The sequence below is a fragment of the Streptomyces sp. GESEQ-35 genome, assembly GCF_017948485.1.
Taxonomy (GTDB): Bacteria; Actinomycetota; Actinomycetes; order Streptomycetales; family Streptomycetaceae; genus Streptomyces.
Genome location: NZ_JAFFSX010000005.1, coordinates 81,742 through 102,383, shown reverse-complemented (window position 1 = coordinate 102,383; position 20,642 = coordinate 81,742). Strand labels below are relative to the sequence as shown.

At 70.5% G+C, this 20,642-nt stretch carries 20 protein-coding genes; 10 read left to right on the top strand and 10 right to left on the bottom strand.

Annotation, left to right across the window (positions count from 1 at the left end; translation table 11 throughout):
• Positions 1-214: 214 nt before the first annotated feature.
• The 3 genes from KCH87_RS12035 to KCH87_RS12025 all read left to right on the top strand — a co-directional run bounded on the left by KCH87_RS12035 (position 215) and on the right by KCH87_RS12025 (position 4,914).
• Positions 215-2,902, top strand: a complete 2,688-nt coding sequence (locus KCH87_RS12035; protein ID WP_210585997.1) for a glucosidase — start codon at positions 215-217, stop codon at positions 2,900-2,902.
• Positions 2,899-4,350: an alpha-amylase family glycosyl hydrolase gene (locus KCH87_RS12030; RefSeq protein ID WP_210585996.1), complete on the top strand. Its 1,452-nt coding sequence runs from the start codon at positions 2,899-2,901 to the stop codon at positions 4,348-4,350. Before KCH87_RS12035 ends, KCH87_RS12030 begins: the two co-directional genes overlap by 4 nt.
• 156 nt (positions 4,351-4,506) lie before the next feature.
• Positions 4,507-4,914, top strand: a complete 408-nt coding sequence (locus KCH87_RS12025) for a CoA-binding protein (protein WP_210585995.1) — start codon at positions 4,507-4,509, stop codon at positions 4,912-4,914.
• Here the strand turns inward: KCH87_RS12025 and KCH87_RS12020 are convergent.
• Positions 4,911-5,468, bottom strand: a complete 558-nt coding sequence (locus KCH87_RS12020; RefSeq protein WP_247196110.1) for a TetR family transcriptional regulator — start codon at positions 5,466-5,468, stop codon at positions 4,911-4,913. The genes KCH87_RS12025 and KCH87_RS12020 overlap by 4 nt on opposite strands.
• A 22-nt stretch (positions 5,469-5,490) precedes the next feature.
• Between KCH87_RS12020 and KCH87_RS49010 the strand changes: the two genes are divergently transcribed.
• Entirely contained in the window at positions 5,491-5,724 is a 234-nt protein-coding gene (locus tag KCH87_RS49010; protein ID WP_308298814.1) for a zinc-binding dehydrogenase, read from the top strand.
• A 58-nt stretch (positions 5,725-5,782) separates the two neighbouring features.
• Here KCH87_RS49010 and KCH87_RS12010 read toward each other — a convergent pair whose 3' ends face one another.
• Positions 5,783-6,319, bottom strand: a complete 537-nt coding sequence (locus KCH87_RS12010) for a DUF5956 family protein (protein ID WP_210585994.1) — start codon at positions 6,317-6,319, stop codon at positions 5,783-5,785.
• Between the two features lie 84 nt (positions 6,320-6,403).
• Positions 6,404-6,616, bottom strand: coding sequence for a hypothetical protein (locus KCH87_RS12005; protein ID WP_210585993.1), 213 nt, complete (start codon positions 6,614-6,616; stop codon positions 6,404-6,406).
• A gap of 827 nt (positions 6,617-7,443) precedes the next feature.
• Between KCH87_RS12005 and KCH87_RS12000 the strand changes: the two genes are divergently transcribed.
• Together KCH87_RS12000 and KCH87_RS11995 are read left to right on the top strand one after the other, a co-directional pair.
• Positions 7,444-8,394: a formylglycine-generating enzyme family protein gene (locus KCH87_RS12000; protein WP_210585992.1), complete on the top strand. Its 951-nt coding sequence runs from the start codon at positions 7,444-7,446 to the stop codon at positions 8,392-8,394.
• 47 nt (positions 8,395-8,441) lie between these two features.
• On the top strand, positions 8,442-9,665 hold the full coding sequence (locus tag KCH87_RS11995; protein WP_210585991.1) for a 4-hydroxybenzoate 3-monooxygenase: 1,224 nt from the start codon (positions 8,442-8,444) through the stop codon (positions 9,663-9,665).
• Between the two features lie 12 nt (positions 9,666-9,677).
• On the opposite strand, the gene KCH87_RS11990 is transcribed toward KCH87_RS11995, so the two are convergent.
• Positions 9,678-10,037 carry a metalloregulator ArsR/SmtB family transcription factor gene (locus KCH87_RS11990; protein ID WP_210585990.1) on the bottom strand — a complete coding sequence of 120 codons (360 nt, stop codon included), beginning with the start codon at positions 10,035-10,037 and terminating at the stop codon, positions 9,678-9,680.
• A 62-nt stretch (positions 10,038-10,099) separates the two neighbouring features.
• Between KCH87_RS11990 and KCH87_RS11985 the strand changes: the two genes are divergently transcribed.
• A complete protein-coding gene (locus KCH87_RS11985; protein WP_210585989.1) occupies positions 10,100-11,143 on the top strand; it encodes a cation diffusion facilitator family transporter in 1,044 nt (347 codons plus the stop codon).
• Between the two features lie 3 nt (positions 11,144-11,146).
• Here KCH87_RS11985 and KCH87_RS11980 read toward each other — a convergent pair whose 3' ends face one another.
• The gene (locus KCH87_RS11980; RefSeq protein ID WP_210585988.1) at positions 11,147-11,707 is read right to left on the bottom strand and encodes a YbaK/EbsC family protein; all 561 of its coding nucleotides are present in this window, start codon (positions 11,705-11,707) and stop codon (positions 11,147-11,149) included.
• Positions 11,708-11,730: 23 nt separating this feature from the next.
• Positions 11,731-12,303: a helix-turn-helix domain-containing protein gene (locus KCH87_RS11975; protein WP_210585987.1), complete on the bottom strand. Its 573-nt coding sequence runs from the start codon at positions 12,301-12,303 to the stop codon at positions 11,731-11,733.
• A 115-nt stretch (positions 12,304-12,418) separates the two neighbouring features.
• On the opposite strand from KCH87_RS11975, the gene KCH87_RS11970 reads away from it, so the two are divergent.
• Entirely contained in the window at positions 12,419-13,276 is an 858-nt protein-coding gene (locus KCH87_RS11970; RefSeq protein WP_210585986.1) for an EamA family transporter, read from the top strand.
• A gap of 155 nt (positions 13,277-13,431) precedes the next feature.
• Here KCH87_RS11970 and KCH87_RS11965 read toward each other — a convergent pair whose 3' ends face one another.
• Entirely contained in the window at positions 13,432-14,196 is a 765-nt protein-coding gene (locus KCH87_RS11965) for an acyltransferase (RefSeq protein WP_210585985.1), read from the bottom strand.
• Between the two features lie 106 nt (positions 14,197-14,302).
• On the opposite strand from KCH87_RS11965, the gene KCH87_RS11960 reads away from it, so the two are divergent.
• Positions 14,303-14,833: a gamma carbonic anhydrase family protein gene (locus KCH87_RS11960; protein WP_210585984.1), complete on the top strand. Its 531-nt coding sequence runs from the start codon at positions 14,303-14,305 to the stop codon at positions 14,831-14,833.
• 67 nt (positions 14,834-14,900) lie between these two features.
• Here KCH87_RS11960 and KCH87_RS11955 read toward each other — a convergent pair whose 3' ends face one another.
• Positions 14,901-15,545: a DedA family protein gene (locus KCH87_RS11955; RefSeq protein ID WP_210585983.1), complete on the bottom strand. Its 645-nt coding sequence runs from the start codon at positions 15,543-15,545 to the stop codon at positions 14,901-14,903.
• 120 nt (positions 15,546-15,665) lie between these two features.
• Positions 15,666-17,075, bottom strand: a complete 1,410-nt coding sequence (locus tag KCH87_RS11950) for an MFS transporter (protein WP_210585982.1) — start codon at positions 17,073-17,075, stop codon at positions 15,666-15,668.
• A gap of 198 nt (positions 17,076-17,273) precedes the next feature.
• On the opposite strand from KCH87_RS11950, the gene KCH87_RS11945 reads away from it, so the two are divergent.
• A complete protein-coding gene (locus tag KCH87_RS11945) occupies positions 17,274-18,152 on the top strand; it encodes a helix-turn-helix transcriptional regulator (RefSeq protein WP_210586304.1) in 879 nt (292 codons plus the stop codon).
• Positions 18,153-18,154: 2 nt separating this feature from the next.
• On the opposite strand, the gene KCH87_RS11940 is transcribed toward KCH87_RS11945, so the two are convergent.
• Positions 18,155-20,635, bottom strand: coding sequence for a beta-glucosidase (locus KCH87_RS11940; RefSeq protein WP_210585981.1), 2,481 nt, complete (start codon positions 20,633-20,635; stop codon positions 18,155-18,157).
• Positions 20,636-20,642: the final 7 nt, after the last annotated feature.

Sequence of the window (20,642 nt, the reverse complement as noted above, 5' to 3'; positions counted from 1 at the left end):
TTGACACTTGTATATTAGCATTGCGTGAAGCATTACCCCGACACGAGAAGGTCCCGGACGAGGGGCGTGTCCGGGACCTTGCGCGTTGTGCACGGCGGTATGAGCCGACCGGCTGAAGCCGCGACGCGTACGCAGATGTGGTCCCGCAGGGTCGTTGCGGCCGAGTCCCACACGCCGGAGTCTGGGTGAAGGTGCTGCATGGGGAGGGCGCGCGATGACTGACATCGGTGGCGGGGCGGATGCCGAGCGACTGCGGCTGGCGGATGCCGATGCCGGGCGTGCGGCGTGGCGGCGCTGGGGGCCGTATCTGAGCGAGCGGCAGTGGGGCACGGTGCGCGAGGACTACAGCCCGGGCGGTGACGCCTGGTCCTACTTCACCCACGACCAGGCGCGGTCCCGCGCCTACCGCTGGGGCGAAGACGGCATCGCGGGCGTCAGCGACGACAAACAGCGGCTGTGCTTCGCGCTCGCGCTGTGGAACGGCCGGGATCCGATCCTCAAGGAGCGGATGTTCGGCCTGACCAACGCCGAGGGCAATCACGGGGAGGACGTCAAGGAGTACTACTTCCACCTCGACTCGACGCCCACCCACTCGTACATGAAGTACCTCTACAAGTACCCGCAGGAGCCGTTCCCCTACGACCAGCTGGTGGCCGCCAACGGAGCCAGGGGCCGCCAGGACCGGGAGTACGAGCTGCTGGACACGGGTGTCTTCGACGAGGACCGCTACTTCGACGTGTTCATCGAGTACGCCAAGGCCGGCCCGGAAGACCTGCTCATCGAGATCACCGCTCACAACCGGGGCCCCGACGAGGCCACCCTCCACCTGCTGCCGACGCTGTGGTTCCGGCACACGTGGTCGTGGGCGGGAGGCACGGCCGTGCCCGGTCTGCGGCCGGCCGACGGCGCGATCAGGGCCGACCACGAGGAACTCGGCCCGCACTGGCTGTACTTCGGGGGCGAACCGCGGGCCTTGTTCACCGAGAACGACACCAACAACGAACGGATCTTCGGCAGTCCGAACACCACCCCGTACGTCAAGGACGGCATCGACCGGTACGTCGTCCACGGTGAGACCGACGCCGTCAACCCGCGGCAGACCGGCACCAAGGCCTCCGTCCACCACGTCCTCACCGTGCCCGCCGGTGACAGCAGCACCGTACGGCTGCGCCTGACCGGCACCGAACTCGCGGCCCCCTGGGCCGAGTTCGACCAGGTACTCGACGCGCGACGGACAGAGGCCGACGTGTTCTTCGAGGGCGTCGTCCCCGACGGACTGGCCGAGGACGAACGGCGTGTGGTGCGGCAGGCGCTCGCCGGAATGCTGTGGAGCAAGCAGTACTACTACCTCGACGTGGAGCGCTGGCTCACCGAGCACGGTGTCGATCCACTCGCGGCCGACCCACGGATCCGCAACAGCGCCTGGTACCACATGATCAACGACGAGATCATCTCGATGCCGGACACCTGGGAGTACCCCTGGTTCGCGGCCTGGGACCTCGCCTTCCACACCATCGCCCTGGCCATGGTCGACATCGGCTTCGCCAAGTCACAGCTGGAGCTGCTGCTGCGGCGCCTGTATCTCCATCCCAACGGCCAGATCCCGGCGTACGAATGGAACTTCGGCGACGTCAACCCGCCGGTGCACGCCTGGGCCGTCCTCTTCGTCTACGAGCTGGAGAAGCACCGCACGGGCCACGGCGACCGCATCTTCCTGGAGAACGCCTTCCAGAAGCTGACGAAGAACTTCACCTGGTGGCTCAACCGCAAGGACATCGACGGCAACAACGTCTTCCAGGGCGGCTTCCTCGGTCTCGACAACATCGGCGTCTTCGACCGCAGCGCCCCGCTCCCCACCGGCGGGCATCTCGACCAGGCCGACGGCACCGCGTGGATGGCCCTGTCCTGCCAGAACCTCCTGGAGATCGCCATCGAACTGGCCGCCGACAACCCGGTGTACGTCGAGCACGCGCAGACCCTGTTCGAGCACTTCGCCTGGATCGCGGTCGCGATGAACCGCATCGGCAACGACAACCAGAGCCTGTGGGACGAGGAGGACGGCTTCTTCTACGACGTTCTGCGCCTGCCCGACGGCGGCGCGACCCGGCTGAAGGTCCGCTCCCTGGTCGGGCTGATCCCGCTCGCCGCGACCAGCGTGATCGGCGGCTGGACGGATCAGCGTTTCCCGGAACTGGTCGAGGGAGCACGGGAGTTCGTGCGCAGGCACCCGGCCGTCGAATCCCTGGTCTCCTCCCACCACGCCCTCGGGTCGAGCGCGGCGGGGCATCATCTGTTCGCCCTGTTCGACGAGGACCGGCTGCGGCGCATCCTGGCGCGCATGCTCGACGAGGACGAGTTCCTCGGCCCGCACGGTATCCGCTCGCTGTCGCGGTATCACGCCGAACACCCGTACAGCTTCGAGGTGCACGGCGAGCCGTATGGGGTGGGCTATCTGCCCGCCGAGTCGGACTCGGGCATGTTCGGCGGCAACTCCAACTGGCGCGGCCCGGTGTGGTTCCCGGTCAACGTCCTGCTCATCCGCGCCCTGCTGAACCTGCACGCCTACCACGGCGACGAGTTCACCGTGGAATGCCCGACCGGCTCCGGCCGGCGGATGAACCTCTACGAGGTCGCGCGCGAGCTCTCGGACCGGCTCACCGCCACCTTCCTGCGCGATGCTCAGGGCCACCGCCCGGTGCACGGTGCCCAGCCGAAGTTCGCCAAGGACCCGCACTGGCGTGATCTGATCCTTTTCTACGAGTACTTCCACGGAGACAACGGCGCCGGCCTCGGCGCCTCCCACCAGACCGGCTGGTCCGGCCTGGCCGCGGTCACCGCCACCCTGTTCCATCTCGTCGGCGCCGGTGACTGGGGCCCCTTGAGGGAGGAACCCCTGTCATGACGGTGATCTACGAGATCAACACCCTTGTCTGGCTGGGTGAGTTGGGTCAACGCCACGGACGTCGCGTCACCTTGGGCGACGTGCCCGGCGAGGTCTGGGACGAGGTCGCCCGGCCGGGTGTGGACACCGTTTGGCTGATGGGCGTGTGGGAGCGCAGCCCGGCGGGGCTGGGCATCGCCCTGCGGGACGACCGTCTGCTCGCCTCCTTCCGCGACGCTCTGCCCGACCTCACCCCGGCGGACATCGCCGGGTCCCCGTACTGCGTACGGAACTACGTCGTCGACGAGAGCCTGGGCGGCCCCGAGGGACTGGCCGCGGCACGGGCCGAACTCGCCGCGCGGGGCGTACGCCTGATCCTGGACTTCGTCCCCAATCACGTGGCCCCCGACCATCCTTGGCTCACCGACCGCCCGGACTGCCTGGTCCGGGGCACACCGGACGACCTGGCCCGCGCGCCCGAGGCCTTCCTGGAGGCGGGCGGGCAGGTGTACGCGCGCGGCCGCGACCCGTACTTCCCGCCGTGGCCGGACGTCGTCCAGCTGAACGCCTTCAGCGACGACCTGCGGGCGGCAACGGTGGCCACACTGGCCGCGATCGGCGACCAGGCGGACGGTGTGCGCTGCGACATGGCGATGCTGCTGATGAACGACATCTTCGCGAAGACCTGGGGAGACCGGGCGGGACCGGCACCCGCCGAGGAGTTCTGGCCGTACGTCATTCCGCGCGTCCGCGCCAGCCACCCCGGCCTCCTCTTCGTCGCGGAGGCGTACTGGGACCTCGAATGGGCCCTCCAGCAGCAGGGCTTCGACCACTGCTACGACAAACGGCTCTACGACCGGCTGGCCCACGAGGGCGCCGAATCCGTCCGCGCCCACGTCGGTGCCGACCTCGCCTACCAGCGCCGGCTCGTGCGTTTCCTGGAGAACCACGACGAACCCCGGGCCGCCGCCACCCTGCCCGGCGGACGGGACCGCGCGGCAGCCGTGGCCGTCGCCACCCTGCCGGGCGCGACCCTGTGGCACGAGGGCCAGTTCGAAGGACGCCGCGTGCGCCCGCCCGTGTTCCTCTCGCGTCGGCCCCAGGAACCGGCCGACGAGTCACTGCGCGACTTCTACGGCCGTCTGGTGAACGCCGTGGCGCCCGCCCGCGAGGGCGACTGGCAGCTGCTGACCTGCATGGGCTGGCCGGACAACGACACCCACCACAACCTGCTCGCGTGGTCCTGGACCACGGGCCAGGAACGGTACCTCGTCGTGATCAACTACTCCGGCCTGCCTGCCCAGGGGCGGGTTCCGCTGCCCTGGACCGACCTTCACGGGCAGTCGTGCGAACTGACCGAACTCCTCACCGGGAACGCCTACCGACGGGAGGGCGACGAGCTGGTCGACCCTGGCCTGTTCGTCGCCCTCGACGCCTGGCACTGGCACCTGCTCTCGCTCCGCCGGTAGGCGAACGTGCCCCTGTGTCAGGAGATCGTCCTGGCCTTCCAACGCGGCGAGAAGGCCGGCGGGCGGAGTCGCACCTCGACGACAAGGGGAATCACCGTGCTGAGCCCACTGTTGTCCGGCAGAGCAGCCCTTGCACGAATCCCAAGGAGGCCGAGCGTGTACGGCGACTCAGCAACGGTCCGCAAGATCCTCACCGAGCTCGGCGACACCTGGGCGGTCGTGGGCCTGTCGACGAACCAGCGGCGTGCGGCATACGGCGTCGCCGACGTCCTCCAGCGCTTCGGCAAGCGCATTGTGCCCGTGCACCCGAAGGCCGAGACGGTCCTCGGGGAGGAGGGATACCCCTCGCTGGAAGCGATCCCCTTCCCCGTGGACGTGGTCGACGTGTTCGTCAACAGCGACCTTGCCGGTGCGATCGCCGACGAGGCGGTGACGAAGGGCGCCCAGGCGGTCTGGTTCCAGCTCGACGTCATCGACGAGGCGGCCTACGACCGTACGCGGGCGGCGGGCCTGGACATGGTGATGGACCGGTGCCCGGCGATCGAACTCAGGTCCCTGCGCTAGTGTCCGCTCCTCGCGCTCGGCAGAATCGCGCTCGCGACAACATCGAAGAGACGATCGGAGCGTGGCGCGAGCGAGGGTTGGTCGCCGAGCCAGGCGAGCATGGCCACCAGCGCGAACAGATCGGCGCCGTCGATGTCGCTCCGCGCCGTGCCCGCGGCCTGGGCACGGGCGAGGAGCCGCGCACCGGCCGCTCGCAGGGTGACGCACGAAGCGTGGAGTGCGGATTCGGTGTCGTCGATGGCGGCCGCCATCAGCACGGTCACGCCGCGATACTCGGTTGTCCACGCGACGCAGTCACGTAGCCACGACACGAGAGCGTCCTCGGGCGAGTTCGACGTCTCCAGCTCGCCCGCCTTCTCTGTCATTTCGTCGAAGCTCGTGCGGAGCAGGGCGTCGAGCAGCGCCTCGCGCATGCATCGTTCCTGAGCGGGCTCGGCGCCGACCAGTTCATCGACTACACGAAGAGTCGTCCCGAGGAACTCGTCCACGACGTCGACCTCGTTCTCGACACCGTCGGCGGCCCCGACAGCAACCGCCTCCTGCGGCACGCTCAAGCGCGGCGGCGCCCTCTTCCCGGTGTTTCCTGGCGAGTTCGACGAAGAAGAGACCTCGAAGCTGGGCATCACGGTCTCGATCGCGCAGGTCCGCTCGAACGGCACGCAACTCGCCGAACTGGCCCGCCTGCTCGACGCGGGCGCGGTTCGCGTCGCGATCGACAGCACGTTTCCGCTCGCCGACGCCCGAGCGGCGCACGAACGCGCGGCCCGAGGGCATATCCAGGGCAAGATCGTGCTCACGGTCGCTCAGTGACATCTGGACGTTGTCGACGTACTCGGCGGACATGGCGCACAGGGCACAGGCCTGGAGGTCACAGCGGGCCGGAATCCCGGGGAGTGCAGGTGTCGGGATCGTAGAAGCGCGTCACGGCCGGTGCGATGGCCGCGGCGAATTCGTCGGCGCCGGGGGCCCGTGTCGCCAGGCCCCTTTCCCGCTGGGAGATGTCCTGCCAGAGGGTGGTCAGCGGGCGGTGCGCGGGGACCTCGATGAACCAGGTGAAGCCACGAGGACGGGGAGGGATTGCGGCCTCCGCGAGATAGCTGTTCGCGGCTTCCTCGATGATGTCCTGGTCGTCCGTGGTGCGGGGTACGGCGTGGGTGCGATTGCCGGCGTCGGGACCGGCGAAGCGGGTGCGGACGGTGTGCCAGTCCGGTTCGTCCCGTACGCGCACCGCGTGATCGGGGCCCGCGTACCAACAGACGACCATGTGCCAGCCGGAGTCCCCGATTCTTTCGTAGCGGCGGCCGGAGTGGTCGAGGGTGACGGGCGCCGGGGCGACGGCCGGCGCGCGCGGATCCGGAGGCGCTGCGAGCGGGAAGTCCGGCCAGGTGTAGGGCGGTTGGTGCACTGTGGTCCGTTCCGTACTCGCGATCGCACGCCCGTTGACGGCGGGCGACCGACCGGGGGCCGGCCACCCGTCATGCGTCACTGCTCACTCGTCGGGAAAATAGCAGTTGTCGTCCGAGCTTCCGTAGCAGTTGAAGTACGGAGTCTCGAAGAGCGTGCCGCTCAGCGGCGGACGCCCCGTGGGCACCCAGCTCGCGGCGAGCTCGTGGTAGTACTCGTTGGAATTCTCAAGCCAGGCGCCGCGCTTCTCTCCGCTGGACCACCGTGCTCCCGGTGTCGAGAGGAACGCTCCGCCCATCACTACCAGATGTTCGCCTTGGTCTCCCGGATGTAGTCACTCACCAACCGGGAGCACAGACCGACGGGTTCGCACCAGCTGTCATCGTCGGCGTCCGGAGCGACGGTGAGGGTCGGCTTCTGGGGCTCAGTCCTTTGTCGCCCCCTTGGCTACGGAAGTGAGCCGTGTGTCGGAGCTGGGGACGCGATCAGTGCCGTCGTCGGAGACGGGCGACGCCTGAGCCGTGGCCATCGAGGTGACGGCAAGCAGGAGCGCCCCCAGAATCGATGCGGCCGCTGTGGCGGGTTTACGCATGTTCCTCCCTTCATCATTGCGACGTCAGCGTGTTGAGGTGGCTGGTCTGAGCCATGGGGCATCAGGGCACGAAGGACTCGGGGTACGCCTCAGGACGCTGGTGGGGCGCCACAAGTCGGCGTCCAGGGTGGCGAGTTCATCGACGACGCCATTTGGCACCAAGGAGACGGGGCTCCCTCAAAGCCTCCTACGCGCGCGTGCGGGACCACTGGCCCGCCGACAGGTGGCTTGATCTCATCAAAGAAGGCAAGCCGGGCTGCAAGCGCCGTAGTTGGCGGAGATGCGCACCAAACGTGAAGTTGCCCAGGCACTGCGCACCCGCGACATCTCTGCGCCGAGGCGCCGGCCTGCGGGGATGACGGCCTGCCGCAGAACGCACTGATCCCGGACCTCGCCCCGTCGTCACCGAACGGCCAGATCCGTTGCTGTTCGCCAGCATCTCCGGGGCGCCCTCGGTGAGTCCATCGCTCGATTCCTCGACTGAGTTAGGGTCCGGACGCATAACAACGCGCCCTTCACCCCGAGGAACACAGATGCACGACTCCCCCTGCTGCTCGCTGTCGGGACGCGGGCCGGCCCAGCCGGTGCCGCTGTCCGCACCGCTGCCCACGGCGGCTTCGGGTGGCTCCACGGAGGGCATGGTGCTGCTGCCCGGCGGTGAGTTCCTGATGGGCGCGGAGGACAGCGAGGGGTTCCCGGCGGACGGTGAGGGTCCGGTGCGGGCGGTACGGCTCGACGCGTTCCGCATGGACGCCTGTGCGGTGACCAACGCCGAGTTCGCGGCCTTCGTCGTCGACACCGGACACCTCACCGACGCCGAGCGTTTCGGCTGGTCGTACGTCTTCGCGGGCTTCCTGCCCGGCGCCCTGCGGCGCGGAGCCCCGCGTCCCGAGCACACGCCCTGGTGGTGCGGGGTCGAGGGCGCGTCCTGGCAGTTTCCGGAGGGCCCCGGCAGCACGGTGGAGGAGCGTGGCGACCACCCGGTGGTACATGTGTCGTGGCAGGACGCTGCGGCATACGCGGCCTGGGCGGGCAAGCGGCTGCCCACGGAGGCCGAGTGGGAGTACGCGGCCCGCGGTGGCCTGGAGCAGAAGCGTTACCCCTGGGGCGACGAGCTGAACCCGGGCGGCGAGTACCGCTGCAACATCTGGCGCGGCACCTTCCCCGCCAAGAACACCGCCGACGACGGCCATCGCGGCACCGCACCCGTGGACGCCTTCGAACCCAACGGCTTCGGCCTGTACAACGTGTCCGGGAACGTCTGGGAGTGGTGCGCCGACTGGTGGGCCACCGATCAGGCCACCGCTGAGCGCATCAACCCCACCGGTCCCGGCTCCGGCACCGCCAAGGTCATCCGTGGCGGCTCGCACATGTGCCACAAGTCGTACTGCAACCGGTACCGCGTCGCCGCCCGCAGCGCCAACACCGCCGACAGTTCCAGCGGCCACACGGGGTTCCGCTGCGTCCAGGACATGCGTCCGTGAATCGAATCGGCACTCCCCGCGGCGTCCCCGCGCCCCATAATGCACGGGTGACCTTCGCCACCCCCCACGCCAACTCCCCCGCCCCGCAGCGCTTTCCGGTCGTCATCGTGGGCGCGGGGCCCGCCGGGCTGACCATCGGCAACATCCTGCGGGCCGCCTCCGTCGACTGTGTGGTCCTGGAGACCGAGACACGGGAGTTCATCGAGCGGCGGCCGCGGGCCGGAGTCATCGAGGAGTGGGCCGTACGCGGCCTCGAACGGCGCGGCCTCGCCGCGAACCTGCTGGAGCGGGCCCAGCTGCACACCGAGTGCGAGTTCCGCTTCGCCGGCGAGCGATTCCGGTTCTCGTACGGCGAGCTGACGGGGCAGCACCACTTCGTCTATCCACAGCCGTTGCTCGTGACGGACCTGGTGCGCGAGTACGCGGACGTGCGGGGCGGCGCCATCCGCTTCGGCGTGCGGGACGTCGCGCTGCACGACCTCGACTCGGACCGGCCGTCGGTGTCGTACCTCTGCCCCGAATCCGGTCAACGGCAGGTCCTGCACTGCGACTTCGTAGCGGGCTGCGACGGAGCGCGCGGCGTGACCCGGACCGTGCTGCCGCCGGACAGAGCCCGGATCGCGCGCCACGACTACGGCATCGGGTGGCTGGCGCTCCTCGCCGAGGCGCCGCAGTCCGCCGACTGTGTCCTGTTCGGCATGCACCCCAACGGCTTCGCCGGACACATGCCACGCAGCCCCGAGGTCACCCGCTACTACCTGGAGTGCCCGCCCGGCGACGACCCGGAGAACTGGTCGCACGACAGGGTCTGGTCCGAGCTCCAGGCACGGCTCGGCGCGTCCGGCGCCCCGCCGCTCACCGAGGGGCGGCTGATCGAGAAGCGCGTCCTCGACATGCACAACTACGTAGTCGAACCGATGGTGTTCGGGCGGCTGTTCCTGGCGGGCGACGCGGCCCACCTCACCGCGCCGATCGCCGCCAAGGGCATGAATCTCGCCCTGCACGACGCCTTCCTGCTCGGCGACGCGCTCGTCGCCCATCTCACCAAGGGCGACGGCAGCGGGCTGGACGGCTATTCGGCGGCCTGTGTGAACCGGGCCTGGGACTACCAGGAGTTCTCGGAGTGGCTCTCCGAGGTCTACCACGGCACCTCGTCGGGCAACCCGTACCGCGCGGGCACCACCCGCGCCCGCCTGCTCCGCCTCTTCGAGTCACCCGTCGCGGCTGCCGCGTTCGCCGAGGGGTACCTGGGCCTGAACACCGGCGGCTGACGGCTCCCGACCTCAGTCGTGCACGGGCCGGTCGCTGAGCCGGTGGTCGGCCACGTTCAGCGCCTCGTCCACGAGCCGGCGCAGGTGCCCGTCCCGCAGTGAGTAGATCACCCGGCGCCCGTCCTTCCGCGTGTTCACCAACCCCGCGAGCCGCAGCCGGGCCAGATGCTGACTCACCGCCGGCCGCGCCGCCCCGCACACCTCCGTCAGCGTTGTGACGTCGGCCTCCCCTGTAGCCAGGGCGTGCAGCAGCGTGAGGCGGGTGCGGTCGCCGAGCAGCGCCAGCACCTCGGCGGCGAGTGCGAACTGTTCCTCGCCGGGGGTGCGCGGGTGCGCATGGTGCGCAGATGACAGGTGCATGCGTGCGCTCATACGCACATAATGGCGTCGTGGGCGGGAACATGTCCACCAGCACGCACCGGAAGAGGACCCACGTGAGCGACGGGCACGACCATGGACACGGGCACGGACACCACCACGCGCGCCCTCCCCACAAGCACTCCCTCCGCCACCGCCTGAGTCACCTCCTCACCCCCCACTCCCACGAGACCGCCGACAAGCTCGACTCCGCCCTGGAGTCCTCCGCACGCGGTATGCGGGCGCTGTGGGTCTCGCTGGCGGTGCTGGGGACGACGGCGCTGGCGCAGGCGGTCGTGGTGGCCATGTCCGGTTCGGTCGCGCTGCTCGGCGACACGGTGCACAACACCGCGGACGCGCTGACCGCCGTACCGCTGGGGATCGCCTTCGTGCTGGGCCGGCGCGCGGCCACTCGGCGCTTCACCTACGGCTATGGACGCGCCGAGGACCTGGCGGGCATCGCGATCGTGCTGACGATCGCCGCGTCCGCGGCCTTCGCGGGCTGGACGGCGATCGGGCGGTTGATCGACCCGCGGCCCGTCGAGCACATTCCGGCGGTCGCCGTGGCCGCCCTCGTCGGCTTCGCGGGCAACGAATGGGTGGCCCGCTACCGGATCAGGGTCGGACGGGAGATCGGCTCGGCCGCACTGGTCGCGGACGGACTGCACGCCCGTACGGACGGATTCACGTCACTGGCCGTCCTGTTGGGCGCCGGTGGGGCGGCGCTGGGCTGGCAACTCGCCGACCCGATCGTGGGGCTGGCGATCACGGCCGCGATCACGCTGGTGCTGCGCGACGCGGCACGCGAGGTGTTCCGGAGGGTGATGGACGCCGTCGACCCGGCCCTGGTGGACCGGGCCGAGCGGGCGCTGCGGGACGTGCCGGGCGTGTGTGAAGTGGGTGAGCTGCGGCTGCGCTGGATCGGGCACCGGCTGCGCGCCGAGGTGGCGGTCGTCGTGGACGGCGAGGCCACCGTACGCCAGGCTCACGGCATCGCCGTCGACGCCGAACACGCCCTGCTGCACGCGGTTCCGCGTCTCACCGCGGCCCTGGTCCACGCCGACCCGGCGCCGGTCCCGGGCGAGGCCGATCCTCATCTGGCGCTGGCCCACCACACCTGACCGTCACACGGGAACGCCCAGCCCCTCCAGGACCACGGCCCCCGGCAGCTCCGCGAACACTTTCCCCGGTACCAGCAGCTTGCCGCGCCGACGGCCGCTGCCGACCAGGACGTACGGCAGGTCGACGACGGCCGAGTCCACCAACACCGGCCAGTCGGCGGGCAGTCCGATCGGGGTGATGCCGCCGTACTCCATGCCGGTCTCACCGGTGGCGGTGTCCATCGAAGCGAACGAGGCCTTGCGCGCGCCGAGTTGGCGGCGGACGACACCGTTGACGTCGACCCGGGCGGTGGACAGGACCACGCATGCGGCGAGCGTGCTCTCGCCACCGCGCTTGCCCGCCACCACCACGCAGTTCGCGGACTGCTCCAGCAGCTCCCGGCCGTAGTGCTCCACGAAAACGGCGGTGTCTGCCCACTCTGGATCGGTGTCGACGTAGACGATCTGGTCGGCGGGGACGCTGCCGCTCCAGTGGCGCACGGCGTCGGCGACCGGGCGGGTCAGCTCGTCGAGGGCGTCGGGGGCCGGGGCGGCGGTGTCGAAGTGTCCGATGGGTGCGTCCATGACCGCACGGTAACAGGGCCGCCTCAGTGCACGGGCGGGACGGAGACGGCCATGACCATGCGCATCGGGGCGTCGCTCGTATTGCCGTACGTGTGGGGGGTGTTGGCCTCGAAGGAGGCGCTGGAGCCGGCCGGGACGCGGTACTCGACGCCGTCGACCGTGAGCGTCAGCTCGCCTTCCGTGACGTGCAGCAGCTCGACCGTGCCGGTGGGGTGCGGATCCGAGGGACTGCTCTCGCCCGGCATCAGATGCCACTCCCACATCTCCAGCGGGCCGGGGGCCTCCGTGCCGGCGAGGAGGAGGTTGTAGCTGCCGGCGTCGGTGTGCCACAGGCGCACGGCCTGCTCGGCGGGGACGATGCGGACCTTCGGGCCCTGTTCGTAGTCGAGCAGGGTGGTGATGCTGATCCCGAGGGCGTCGCCGATCTTGACGACCGTGCCGAGGCTGGGGTTGGTGCGGGCCTGCTCGATCTGGATGAGCATGCCGCGGCTGACGCCGGACCGGGCGGCGAGCACGTCCAGGGTGTAGCCGCGCACCGAGCGCCAGTGCTTGACGTTGCGCGCCAGGGACTGGGTCAGCAGGTCGAGGTCCGACACGTTCCGTCCAACATCTAGGCCAATATTCTGCATGACATCGTTCACTTCATTGAACTACGGTGGGGTGCAACCGAAGCACCTGATGTGTTCACCGAACTGTACTGCGAGGCTACCCGTGACAGCACTCTTCGCCCTGGCCACCAGCCTGCTGTGGGGGCTGGCCGACTTCGGCGGCGGGCTGCTGACCCGACGCACCCCGGCGCTCACGGTGGTCGTCGTCTCGCAGACGATCGCGACGGCCGTGCTCGGCGTGATCGTGGTGGCCACGGGCGCCTGGAGCGAGGCGGGTCCGCGGCTGTGGTTCGCGGTCGCGGCCGGACTGGCCGGGACCGTCGCCCTCCTCTGCTTCTACAAGGCGCTCGCACTCGGCCCGATGGGCGTCGTCTCCCCGCTCGGCACCCTTGGCGTCGCCGTCCCGGTCGGTGTGGGGCTCTTCCTCGGTGAGCGGCCCGGCCTGATGCAGGTCGCGGGGATCGCGGTTGCCGTCCTCGGTGTCGCCCTCGCCGGCGGACCGCAGCTGCGGGGCGCGCCGGTGCAGCGGCAGGCCATCCTGCTCACACTGGTCGCGGCGGCGGGCTTCGGCACGGTGTTCGCGCTGATCGCGGAGGCGTCGACGACCGTCACGGGCCTGTTCCTCGCACTGTTCGTGCAGCGCGTGACCAACGTGGCGGCGGGCGGCCTCGCGCTGTACGCCTCCGTCAAGCGGGGCGCGAACGCCCTGCCGGAGGGCGGCTTCCCATGGGACTCGCTGCCCGCGCTGGCCTTCGTCGGCCTGGCGGACGTCGCGGCGAACGGCACGTACTCGGTCGCCGCCCAGCACGGCCCGGTCACGGTGGCCGCGGTACTCGCCTCGCTCTACCCGGTGGTGACCGCACTCGCCGCCCGTGGCTTCCTCAGCGAACGGCTGCGCGCGATCCAGGCGACCGGCGCGGGCCTCGCTCTGATCGGCACACTACTGCTGGCGACGGGCTGAACGGCACCGGTGAGATGCGGGGCGTTCCCGCGCCCGCCGCGGCAGCGGCTGATGTCTTGGCCGGTGCGTGCTCTGGGGGTCCCCCCGGCCGAAGGCCGGTGCGGCGAGAGTGCGTGCCGCGCGGCGCGGGCGTGCCTGCACCTCACCGGGGCCGCTCAGGCCTCGGCGTCGAGTTCGGCGAGCCGGGCCGCCGTCGCCTCGTCCAGGTCGGCGAGCGCGAGCAGCTGGTCGGGGGTGATCCCGTCCGGTATCGGCACCGGCGCCGGGGTCCTCAGCGGCGGCTGCCAGCCCTCGCCGGGAGTCCAGCGTCGTACGACCCGGGCGGGCGCGCCCGCCACCACGGCGTGGTCGGGCACCACCCCTCGTACGACGGCCCCTGCCGCCACCACGACATTCCGCCCGATCCGCGCGCCGGGCAGAATCACCGCGCCGGTGCCGATCCAGCAGCCCGAGCCGATCTCCACCGGCTCCATCCGGGGCCACTGCTTGCCGATGGGCTGGTGCGGATCGTCGTACGAGTGGTTCGTGGACGTGACATAGACGTACGGCCCGAAGTAGCAGTCACTGCCGATGGTGACCGTCGTGTCGGCGATGACATGGCTGCCGCGGCCCAGGACGACGCCGTCGCCCATGCGCAGGATCGGCTCCGGGCCGAGGTCCAGGTCGGGCATCAGGCCCGCGGTCAGCGTGACCTGTTCGCCGACGATGCAGTGGGCGCCCAGGTGGATCCAGGGCTCGCCGAAGACCGTGCCGAGCGGGAAGGCCAGCCGGGTGGCTTCGCCGATCGCGCCGAAGTGGAATCGGCCGGGGTTGTCGGCCGTCACCGAACCCGTGCGCTGCACCCAGGCCCAGCCCGCGTGGACGGCACGCTGCGCCAGTCGACGCCGCCAGGATGAGAACGTGTTCTTGCGCTTCGGCACGGGCTCACCGTACTCAGCGTGCGGCTCCCTTTAGGCGTGGAGGGCCTGTGATCTTCGCCCCACCGGATGGCGATACCGTGCGGATGTCTACGACGTGGAGGCCGGGATGGAACAGCGGGCGTTGATCGCGGGTGTTGGTGGCAGGAAGCCGAAAGTGGATCCTGGGGCGTTTGTGGCGCCCACGGCATCGGTGATCGGGGATGTGACCCTGGCGGCGGGGGCGAGTGCTTGGTACGGGGCTGTGTTGCGGGGGGACGTCGAGAGCATCGCTGTGGGTGCGAGCAGCAATGTGCAGGACAACTGCACGCTGCATGCGGATCCGGGGTTTCCGGTGTCCGTCGGGGAACGGGTGTCCATTGGGCACAACGCCGTGGTGCACGGGGCGACGGTCGAGGACGACTGTTTGATCGGGATGGGGGCGACGGTTCTCAACGGGGCGGTGATCGGCGCCGGTTCGCTGGTTGCCGCACAAGCTCTGGTGCCGCAGGGGATGCGGGTGCCGCCGGGGTCGCTGGTTGCGGGTGTGCCCGCGAAGGTCAGGCGCGAGCTGACGGACGAAGAGCGCGAGGGCATCACCCTCAACGGCACCATGTATGCGGAGCTGGGGAAGGTGCATCGGGAAGAGCACGGGGGCTGAGGTCGAACGCGGTCTGCGGGCTCGTTGTGGCTTGTCGCGCAGTTCCCCGCGCCCCTAAAGGGGCGCTTCAGTCACCGGCGGGGACCGGTTCCGGCTCCTGGTGTGCTGTCTGCGCCTTGTTCGCCTTGCGCTTGAGGATCAGCATCGAGGTAAGGCCGATGAGTACCGCCAGGACCAGGCCCAGCCATGAGAAGCGCTTCAGCCAGGACTCGGCGACTACGCCTACGTAGTAGATGACCGCCGTCGTGCCGCCCGCCCAGACGATGCCGCCGAGGACGTTGGCGATCAGGAACTTCCAGTACGGCATGCGCAGTACGCCGGCGAGGGGGCCGGCGAAGATGCGGAGGAGGGCGACGAAGCGGCCGAAGAAGACGGCCCACATGCCCCACTTCTCGAAGGAGCGCTCGGCGGTGGCGATGTGGCCCTCGCTGAAGTGCTTGGGGAACTTCTTGCCGAGCCAGGCCAGCAGAGGTCGACCGCCCTTGCGGCCGATGGCGTAGCCGATGGAGTCGCCGATGATGGCGCCGGCGCTGGCGCATGCGCCGAGGATGACGGGGTCGATGTCGCCGTGCTGGGAGGCGAGCAGCGCGGAGGAGACCAGGATGATCTCGCCCGGCAGCGGGATGCCCAGGCTCTCCAGGCCGATGACCACGCCCACCAGTGCGTAGATGGCGACCGCGGGTACCGTCTCGAGCCATTCCTGGACGTGCAACGCCGGTTCCTCCCGATTTGCGTCCTGCGTGTCTTCCCGGCGTGCGCCCGGCTCCGGGCGCACGCCGGGAAGCCTACCGGGTCACTCCGACACCACGGCGCCCCACAGGCAGCAGGGGCGTCACCGCGCGCTCGTCCGGGTGCCGCGCAGAAACACGGCGCTGGTCAGAACACCGAGGAGCGCGATGGCCGCGTTCACGGCGACGGCGACCTTCAGGCCGCCGAGGATCGCCGCGGCGCCGGTCCCGGTCATGGCCGCGGTGGTGATGGCGCTCATGATGGGCGTGCCCATGGTGATGCCGACCTGCTGGGTCATGGTGGCGAGGCCGGTGGCCAGGCCCTGTTCGTGGTCGGCGAGACCGGAGGTGGCGGTGACCATGAAACCGACGATCACGAGCATGTTGCCGACGCCGCCGGCGAAGGTGGCGACCAACAGCAGCCACATCCAGGTCCGGTCGTCGCCTAGTCCGAGCAGCGCGGCCGTGAACACCGTCTGAAGGATGCCGCCCACGATCAGCGTCGATCTGCTGCCCGTCCTCCCGATGACCCTCGGGGCGATGGAGCCGCCCACGACCGTGCCGATGCCGAGCACGCCGAAGGACAGGCCGGCCGCCAGCGGGGAGAAGCCCAGCACTTCCTGGAGGTAGAGGGTCATCAGGAACACGAGGGAGGTCTCGGTGAGGAACGCGATCAGACCGGCGACATTGCCCCAGGCCACCGACCTCTTGCCGAGCACACCGAGCGGCACCAGCGGCGCGGGCACCCTGGCCTCGACGGCGTAGAACACCAGCAGCAGGATCGCCCCGGCCGCCAGCGACAGCAGCGCCTGCGCCGAGCCCCAGCCGTGCTCACCGGCCTGGGTGAAGCCGAAGACGACGGCCAGCAGACCGAGCGTCACGCTGACGGCACCGGGCACGTCCAGCTTCGGGCGCTTCTCGGGCCGGGACTCCTGGATGACCGTGGGGGCGATGACCAGGACGGCCAGGGCCACGGGCACGTTGATGAAGAACGCCCAGCGCCACGACAGCAGGTCTGTGAGCAGACCGCCGAGGACGGCTCCGGTGGTGAAGCCGGCTGACATCAGCGCCCCGTTGAGGCCGAGCGCCTTCTCGCGCAGCGGCCCTTCCGGGAACGAGGTCGTCAGCAGCGAGAGCCCGGCGGGGGTCACCGCGGCCGTGGCCAGGCCCTGGCAGACGCGCGCCGCGATCAGGACCTCCGGGGTCTGCGCCAGTCCGCCCACCAGCGAGGCGGCGCCGAGCACCACAAGACCGCCGAGGAACAGCCGCCGTCGGCCGAACAGGTCGGCGACTCGGCCGAAGAGCAGCGTGAAGCCGGCCGCGCACAGGGCGAAGGCGGTGGCGATCCACTGGAGGTGTGCCAGCGAGAAGCCCAGCCCCGCACCGATCACCGGCAGCGCGACGTTCAGGATGGAGAAGTCCACGGCGAGCATGAACTGGGCCGCGAGCAGCAGCACCAGCACCAGCTTCAGCCGGGGGGTGAGTACGGCGGCCGGAGCCACGGTGACGGACATCGTGTCGAGTCCCTTTCTCTCACTGGGCGTTGTGAGGCTTGTGAGAAAGAGGCTCGTCGGCGTTCGGCGGCCCAGCCAGAACCCTCTGCCGAGCAGCAAGCGCGAGGGTAGTCATCACATGACCACCCTCATGGCCCCCGGACGCCGGGAACCGTGGGCATCATGGGAAGGAAGCGGCCCACCATCCGGGAGGCATCGATGGACGCCCCGTCCGAGCTGGGGGACTTTCTCAGGTCCCGCCGTGGCGCACTGCGCCCCGAGGACGTCGGCATCACCCCGCAGCCGTCCCGTCGACGCGTGCCGGGACTGCGCCGCGAGGAGCTGGCCACGCTGGCGGGCGTCAGCATCACCCACTACACCCGGCTCGAACAGGGCCGCGCCCTGAGCGCCTCCGACTCGGTGCTGCACGCCATCGCGCGCACCCTGCGTCTCACCGAGGACGAGACCGCCCACCTCAGGGATCTCGCCCGGCCCACGTCCGCACGCCGCCCCGCCACCCCACGGACGCAGCAAGCCGGGCGCTCGGCACGGCAGTTGCTCGCGGCCATGACGGACGTACCCGCCCTGGTCCTGGACCGGCGCAACGACGTCCTCGCCTGGAACCGTCCGGGCCACGCACTGCTCGCCGGACACCTGGCGCCCGACAGCCCGGACAGTCCGGCCACCCGACCCAACCTGACCCGGATGCTCTTCCTGGACGAGCAGTACCGCGGGCTGTTCACGAACGGGGAGGAGGAGGCCCAGCTCGGCGTCGCGTCCCTGCGCCTGGTCGCCGGACGGCACCCGGACGATCGCGCCCTGGCCGGGTTGATCGGCCATCTCACCATGAACTCCGGTGAGTTCGCCTCCCTGTGGGCCCGGCATCCGGTGCGCACCTGCACCTCGGGCGTGAAGCACCTGCACCATCCGCTGGTCGGCTCGATGGACCTCAGCTTCGAGAACCTGGTGATCCCGGGCAGTTCCGGTCAGCGTCTGATCGCCTACACCGCGGAGCCCGGCACACCGTCCGAGGCGGCGCTGCGCCTGCTGGCAGGTGCCGCGGCGACCGAGAGCGCCGCCGCAGCCGTACGGTCCTGAACCTACCCGCGCACGTCCCCGCGCCCCCGCAGCCGCAGATCCCGCGACGACGCCCCGACCCAGACCGTGCGCGGCCCCGTGCCGAGCACCCAGCCGTGGAGAGTCGGGTCCCACGAGGAGAGAGTGCGCGCGGCGACGTGCACGGTGACGTGCCGCTGCTCGCCGGCGCGCAGGGAGAGCCGCCGGTATCCGCCCAACACCCGTACGACCTGGTCGAGTTGGAGGTCGGGGGACTTCCCGACGTACACCTGCGGCACGGCGACACCCGCGCGCCGGCCCGTGTTGCGGACGGTGAAGGCGACGTCGAGCCCGCTGCCGGCGGCTCGCACGGAGAGGTCCTCGTAGGAGAAGGAGGTGTACGACAGCCCGTGCCCGAAGGGGAACAGCGGCGGCACACCCTCGGCGTCGTACCAGCGGTAGCCGAGGTGGATGCCCTCCGAGTACTCCTCGCGGCCGCCGACACCGGGGTAGCGGGCGGCGTCCCCGGCGACCGGGTGACCGTCGTCGTCGACGGGGAAGGACTGGGTGAGCCGGCCGCCGGGGTCGCAGTCGCCGAACAGGACGGCGGCGGTGGCGGCGGCGCCCTCCTGGCCGGGGTAGTACATCTGGAGCACGGCGCCGGTGCGCGCCAGCCACGGCATCGATGTGGCGGACGAGGTGTTGAGGACGACGGTGGTGCGCGGGTTCGCAGCGGTCACCGCCTCGATGAGCTCCTCCTGATGGCCGGGGAGCGCGATGGAGGTGCGGTCCTGGCCTTCGGTTGCGTCCTCGTAGGCGAACAGGACGACATGGCGGGCGGCGCGCGCGGCCCGTACCGCCTCGGCGACGTCCTTGGCGCGGCTCGCGCCCGTGGTGTGCCGCAGCCGGAACAGCTGGCCGGTGTCCCCGCCCTTCGCGGTGATCTTCAGCGTGTGGGTGCCCTTGGCGAGTTGCACGGTCGTGCGGCGTACGTTCAGACCGTCGGGCGCGGCGTAGATGAGGCCTCCGCTGAACCACTCCCCGTAGCCGGGCTTGACCGGGAACAGTTCCTTGCCGTCGACCAGGATCTTCGGGCGGAGGGCGGCGGCCGCGCCCGAGTAGTGGATGACGAAGGTCCATTCGTCGGCCTCGGAGAGGGTCAGCTTCCCGTCGTACGTCCATGTCTTCCCGGCGCCGACCCCTTGGCCCTCGCTCGTGAAGTCGGGGGAGACCGCGGATGCCGGGAGCGGTTTGCCGTAGAGGTCCTCGCCGAGCGCGGACGTCACCTTCGCGGCCCGTCCCGCGCGCACCCTGATCGCGTCGAGGGGGCTGTCGGCACGGTCGGGGACGACATGGGCGCTGCCGCCGCCGCTGACGAAGGGCAGGTCGCCGGTCGGGCCGATCACCGCGATGTTCCCGGCGGTCAGGGGGAGGGTGCCGTGCTCGTTGCGCAGCAGGGTCGCGCCCGCCTTGGCGACCTCCAGCGCGACGGCCGCGCCCGCCTCGGCGTCCCGGACCGGGCGCGGCGGGGCGCTGCCGTCGAGCAGGCCGAAGCGGTCCAGCACCGCGAGGACGCGCCCCACCGCCCGGTCGATGTGCTGCTCCAGGACGCTGCGGTTCTGGGCGGCGGTCTTGAGAGCCGCGCCGAAATAGACGCCGTCGGGCATCTCCATGTCGAGGCCCGCGGTGAGCGCGTCGACGGTGCTGTGCGCGGCACGCCAGTCCGTCATCACCCAACCGTCGAAGCCCCACCGGGTGCGCAGGATGTCGGTGAGGAGGGCCTTGCTCTCGCAGGCGTAGGTGCCGTTGACCTTGTTGTAGGCGCCCATCACCGCGCCGGTGCCGGCCCGCACGGCCGCTTCGAAGGCACGCAGCTCGGTCTCGTGCATGGTCTGCTCGTCGATCCGCACGTCGACGGTCGTGCGGTCCTTCTCCTGGTTGTTCATCGCGTAGTGCTTGACGGTCGCGATGAGCCCCTCGCCCTGGATGCCCTCGATCTCGGCGGCGACCAGGTCGGAGGAGAGCAGCGGGTCCTCGCTGAAGGTCTCGAAGTTGCGGCCCGCGTAGGGGGTGCGGATGAGGTTGACCATCGGGGACAGCAGGACGTCCTGGCCGAGGGCGCGGCCCTCGCGACCGATGACCTGGCCGTAGCGGCGGGCCAGGGCGGGGTCGAAGGCGGAGGCCAGCAGGACGGGGGCGGGCAGGGCGGTGGCGTGCTTGGTGACGCGGACTCCGGCCGGGCCGTCGGCGAGACGCAGCGGTGGGATGCCGAGGCGTTTCACTCCGGGGACATAGCCTGCCTGGCCGAGTGTGGCGGGGTCGGTGGCACCGTGCAGCAGGGAGATCTTCTCGTCGAGGGTGAGCTTGGCGACGAGTGCCGCGACGCGTGGACCGGGCCCCGCGTCCGGCCTGCCCTGCGCATGGGCGCGGGATGGCGGGGTGAGTCCGCCGGTGGCCGCCGCGGCGACGGCGATCGCGGCGCCCAGCAGACGCAGGGTGGATCGCCGGGAGACAGTGTCGGTCATGGGCCGT

What these genes read in the sequence shown, in the direction of transcription:
- KCH87_RS11940 (WP_210585981.1), bottom strand. Translation starts at nt 20,635, where the DNA reads ATGACCGACACTGTCTCCCGGCGATCCACCCTGCGTCTGCTGGGCGCC.
- KCH87_RS12005 (WP_210585993.1), bottom strand. Translation starts at nt 6,616, where the DNA reads ATGGGCGGAGCGTTCCTCTCGACACCGGGAGCACGGTGGTCCAGCGGA.
- KCH87_RS11950 (WP_210585982.1), bottom strand. Translation starts at nt 17,075, where the DNA reads ATGTCCGTCACCGTGGCTCCGGCCGCCGTACTCACCCCCCGGCTGAAG.
- KCH87_RS12035 (WP_210585997.1), top strand. Translation starts at nt 215, where the DNA reads ATGACTGACATCGGTGGCGGGGCGGATGCCGAGCGACTGCGGCTGGCG.
- KCH87_RS11960 (WP_210585984.1), top strand. Translation starts at nt 14,303, where the DNA reads ATGGAACAGCGGGCGTTGATCGCGGGTGTTGGTGGCAGGAAGCCGAAA.
- KCH87_RS11990 (WP_210585990.1), bottom strand. Translation starts at nt 10,037, where the DNA reads ATGAGCGCACGCATGCACCTGTCATCTGCGCACCATGCGCACCCGCGC.
- KCH87_RS12030 (WP_210585996.1), top strand. Translation starts at nt 2,899, where the DNA reads ATGACGGTGATCTACGAGATCAACACCCTTGTCTGGCTGGGTGAGTTG.
- KCH87_RS11945 (WP_210586304.1), top strand. Translation starts at nt 17,274, where the DNA reads ATGGACGCCCCGTCCGAGCTGGGGGACTTTCTCAGGTCCCGCCGTGGC.
- KCH87_RS11980 (WP_210585988.1), bottom strand. Translation starts at nt 11,707, where the DNA reads ATGGACGCACCCATCGGACACTTCGACACCGCCGCCCCGGCCCCCGAC.
- KCH87_RS12000 (WP_210585992.1), top strand. Translation starts at nt 7,444, where the DNA reads ATGCACGACTCCCCCTGCTGCTCGCTGTCGGGACGCGGGCCGGCCCAG.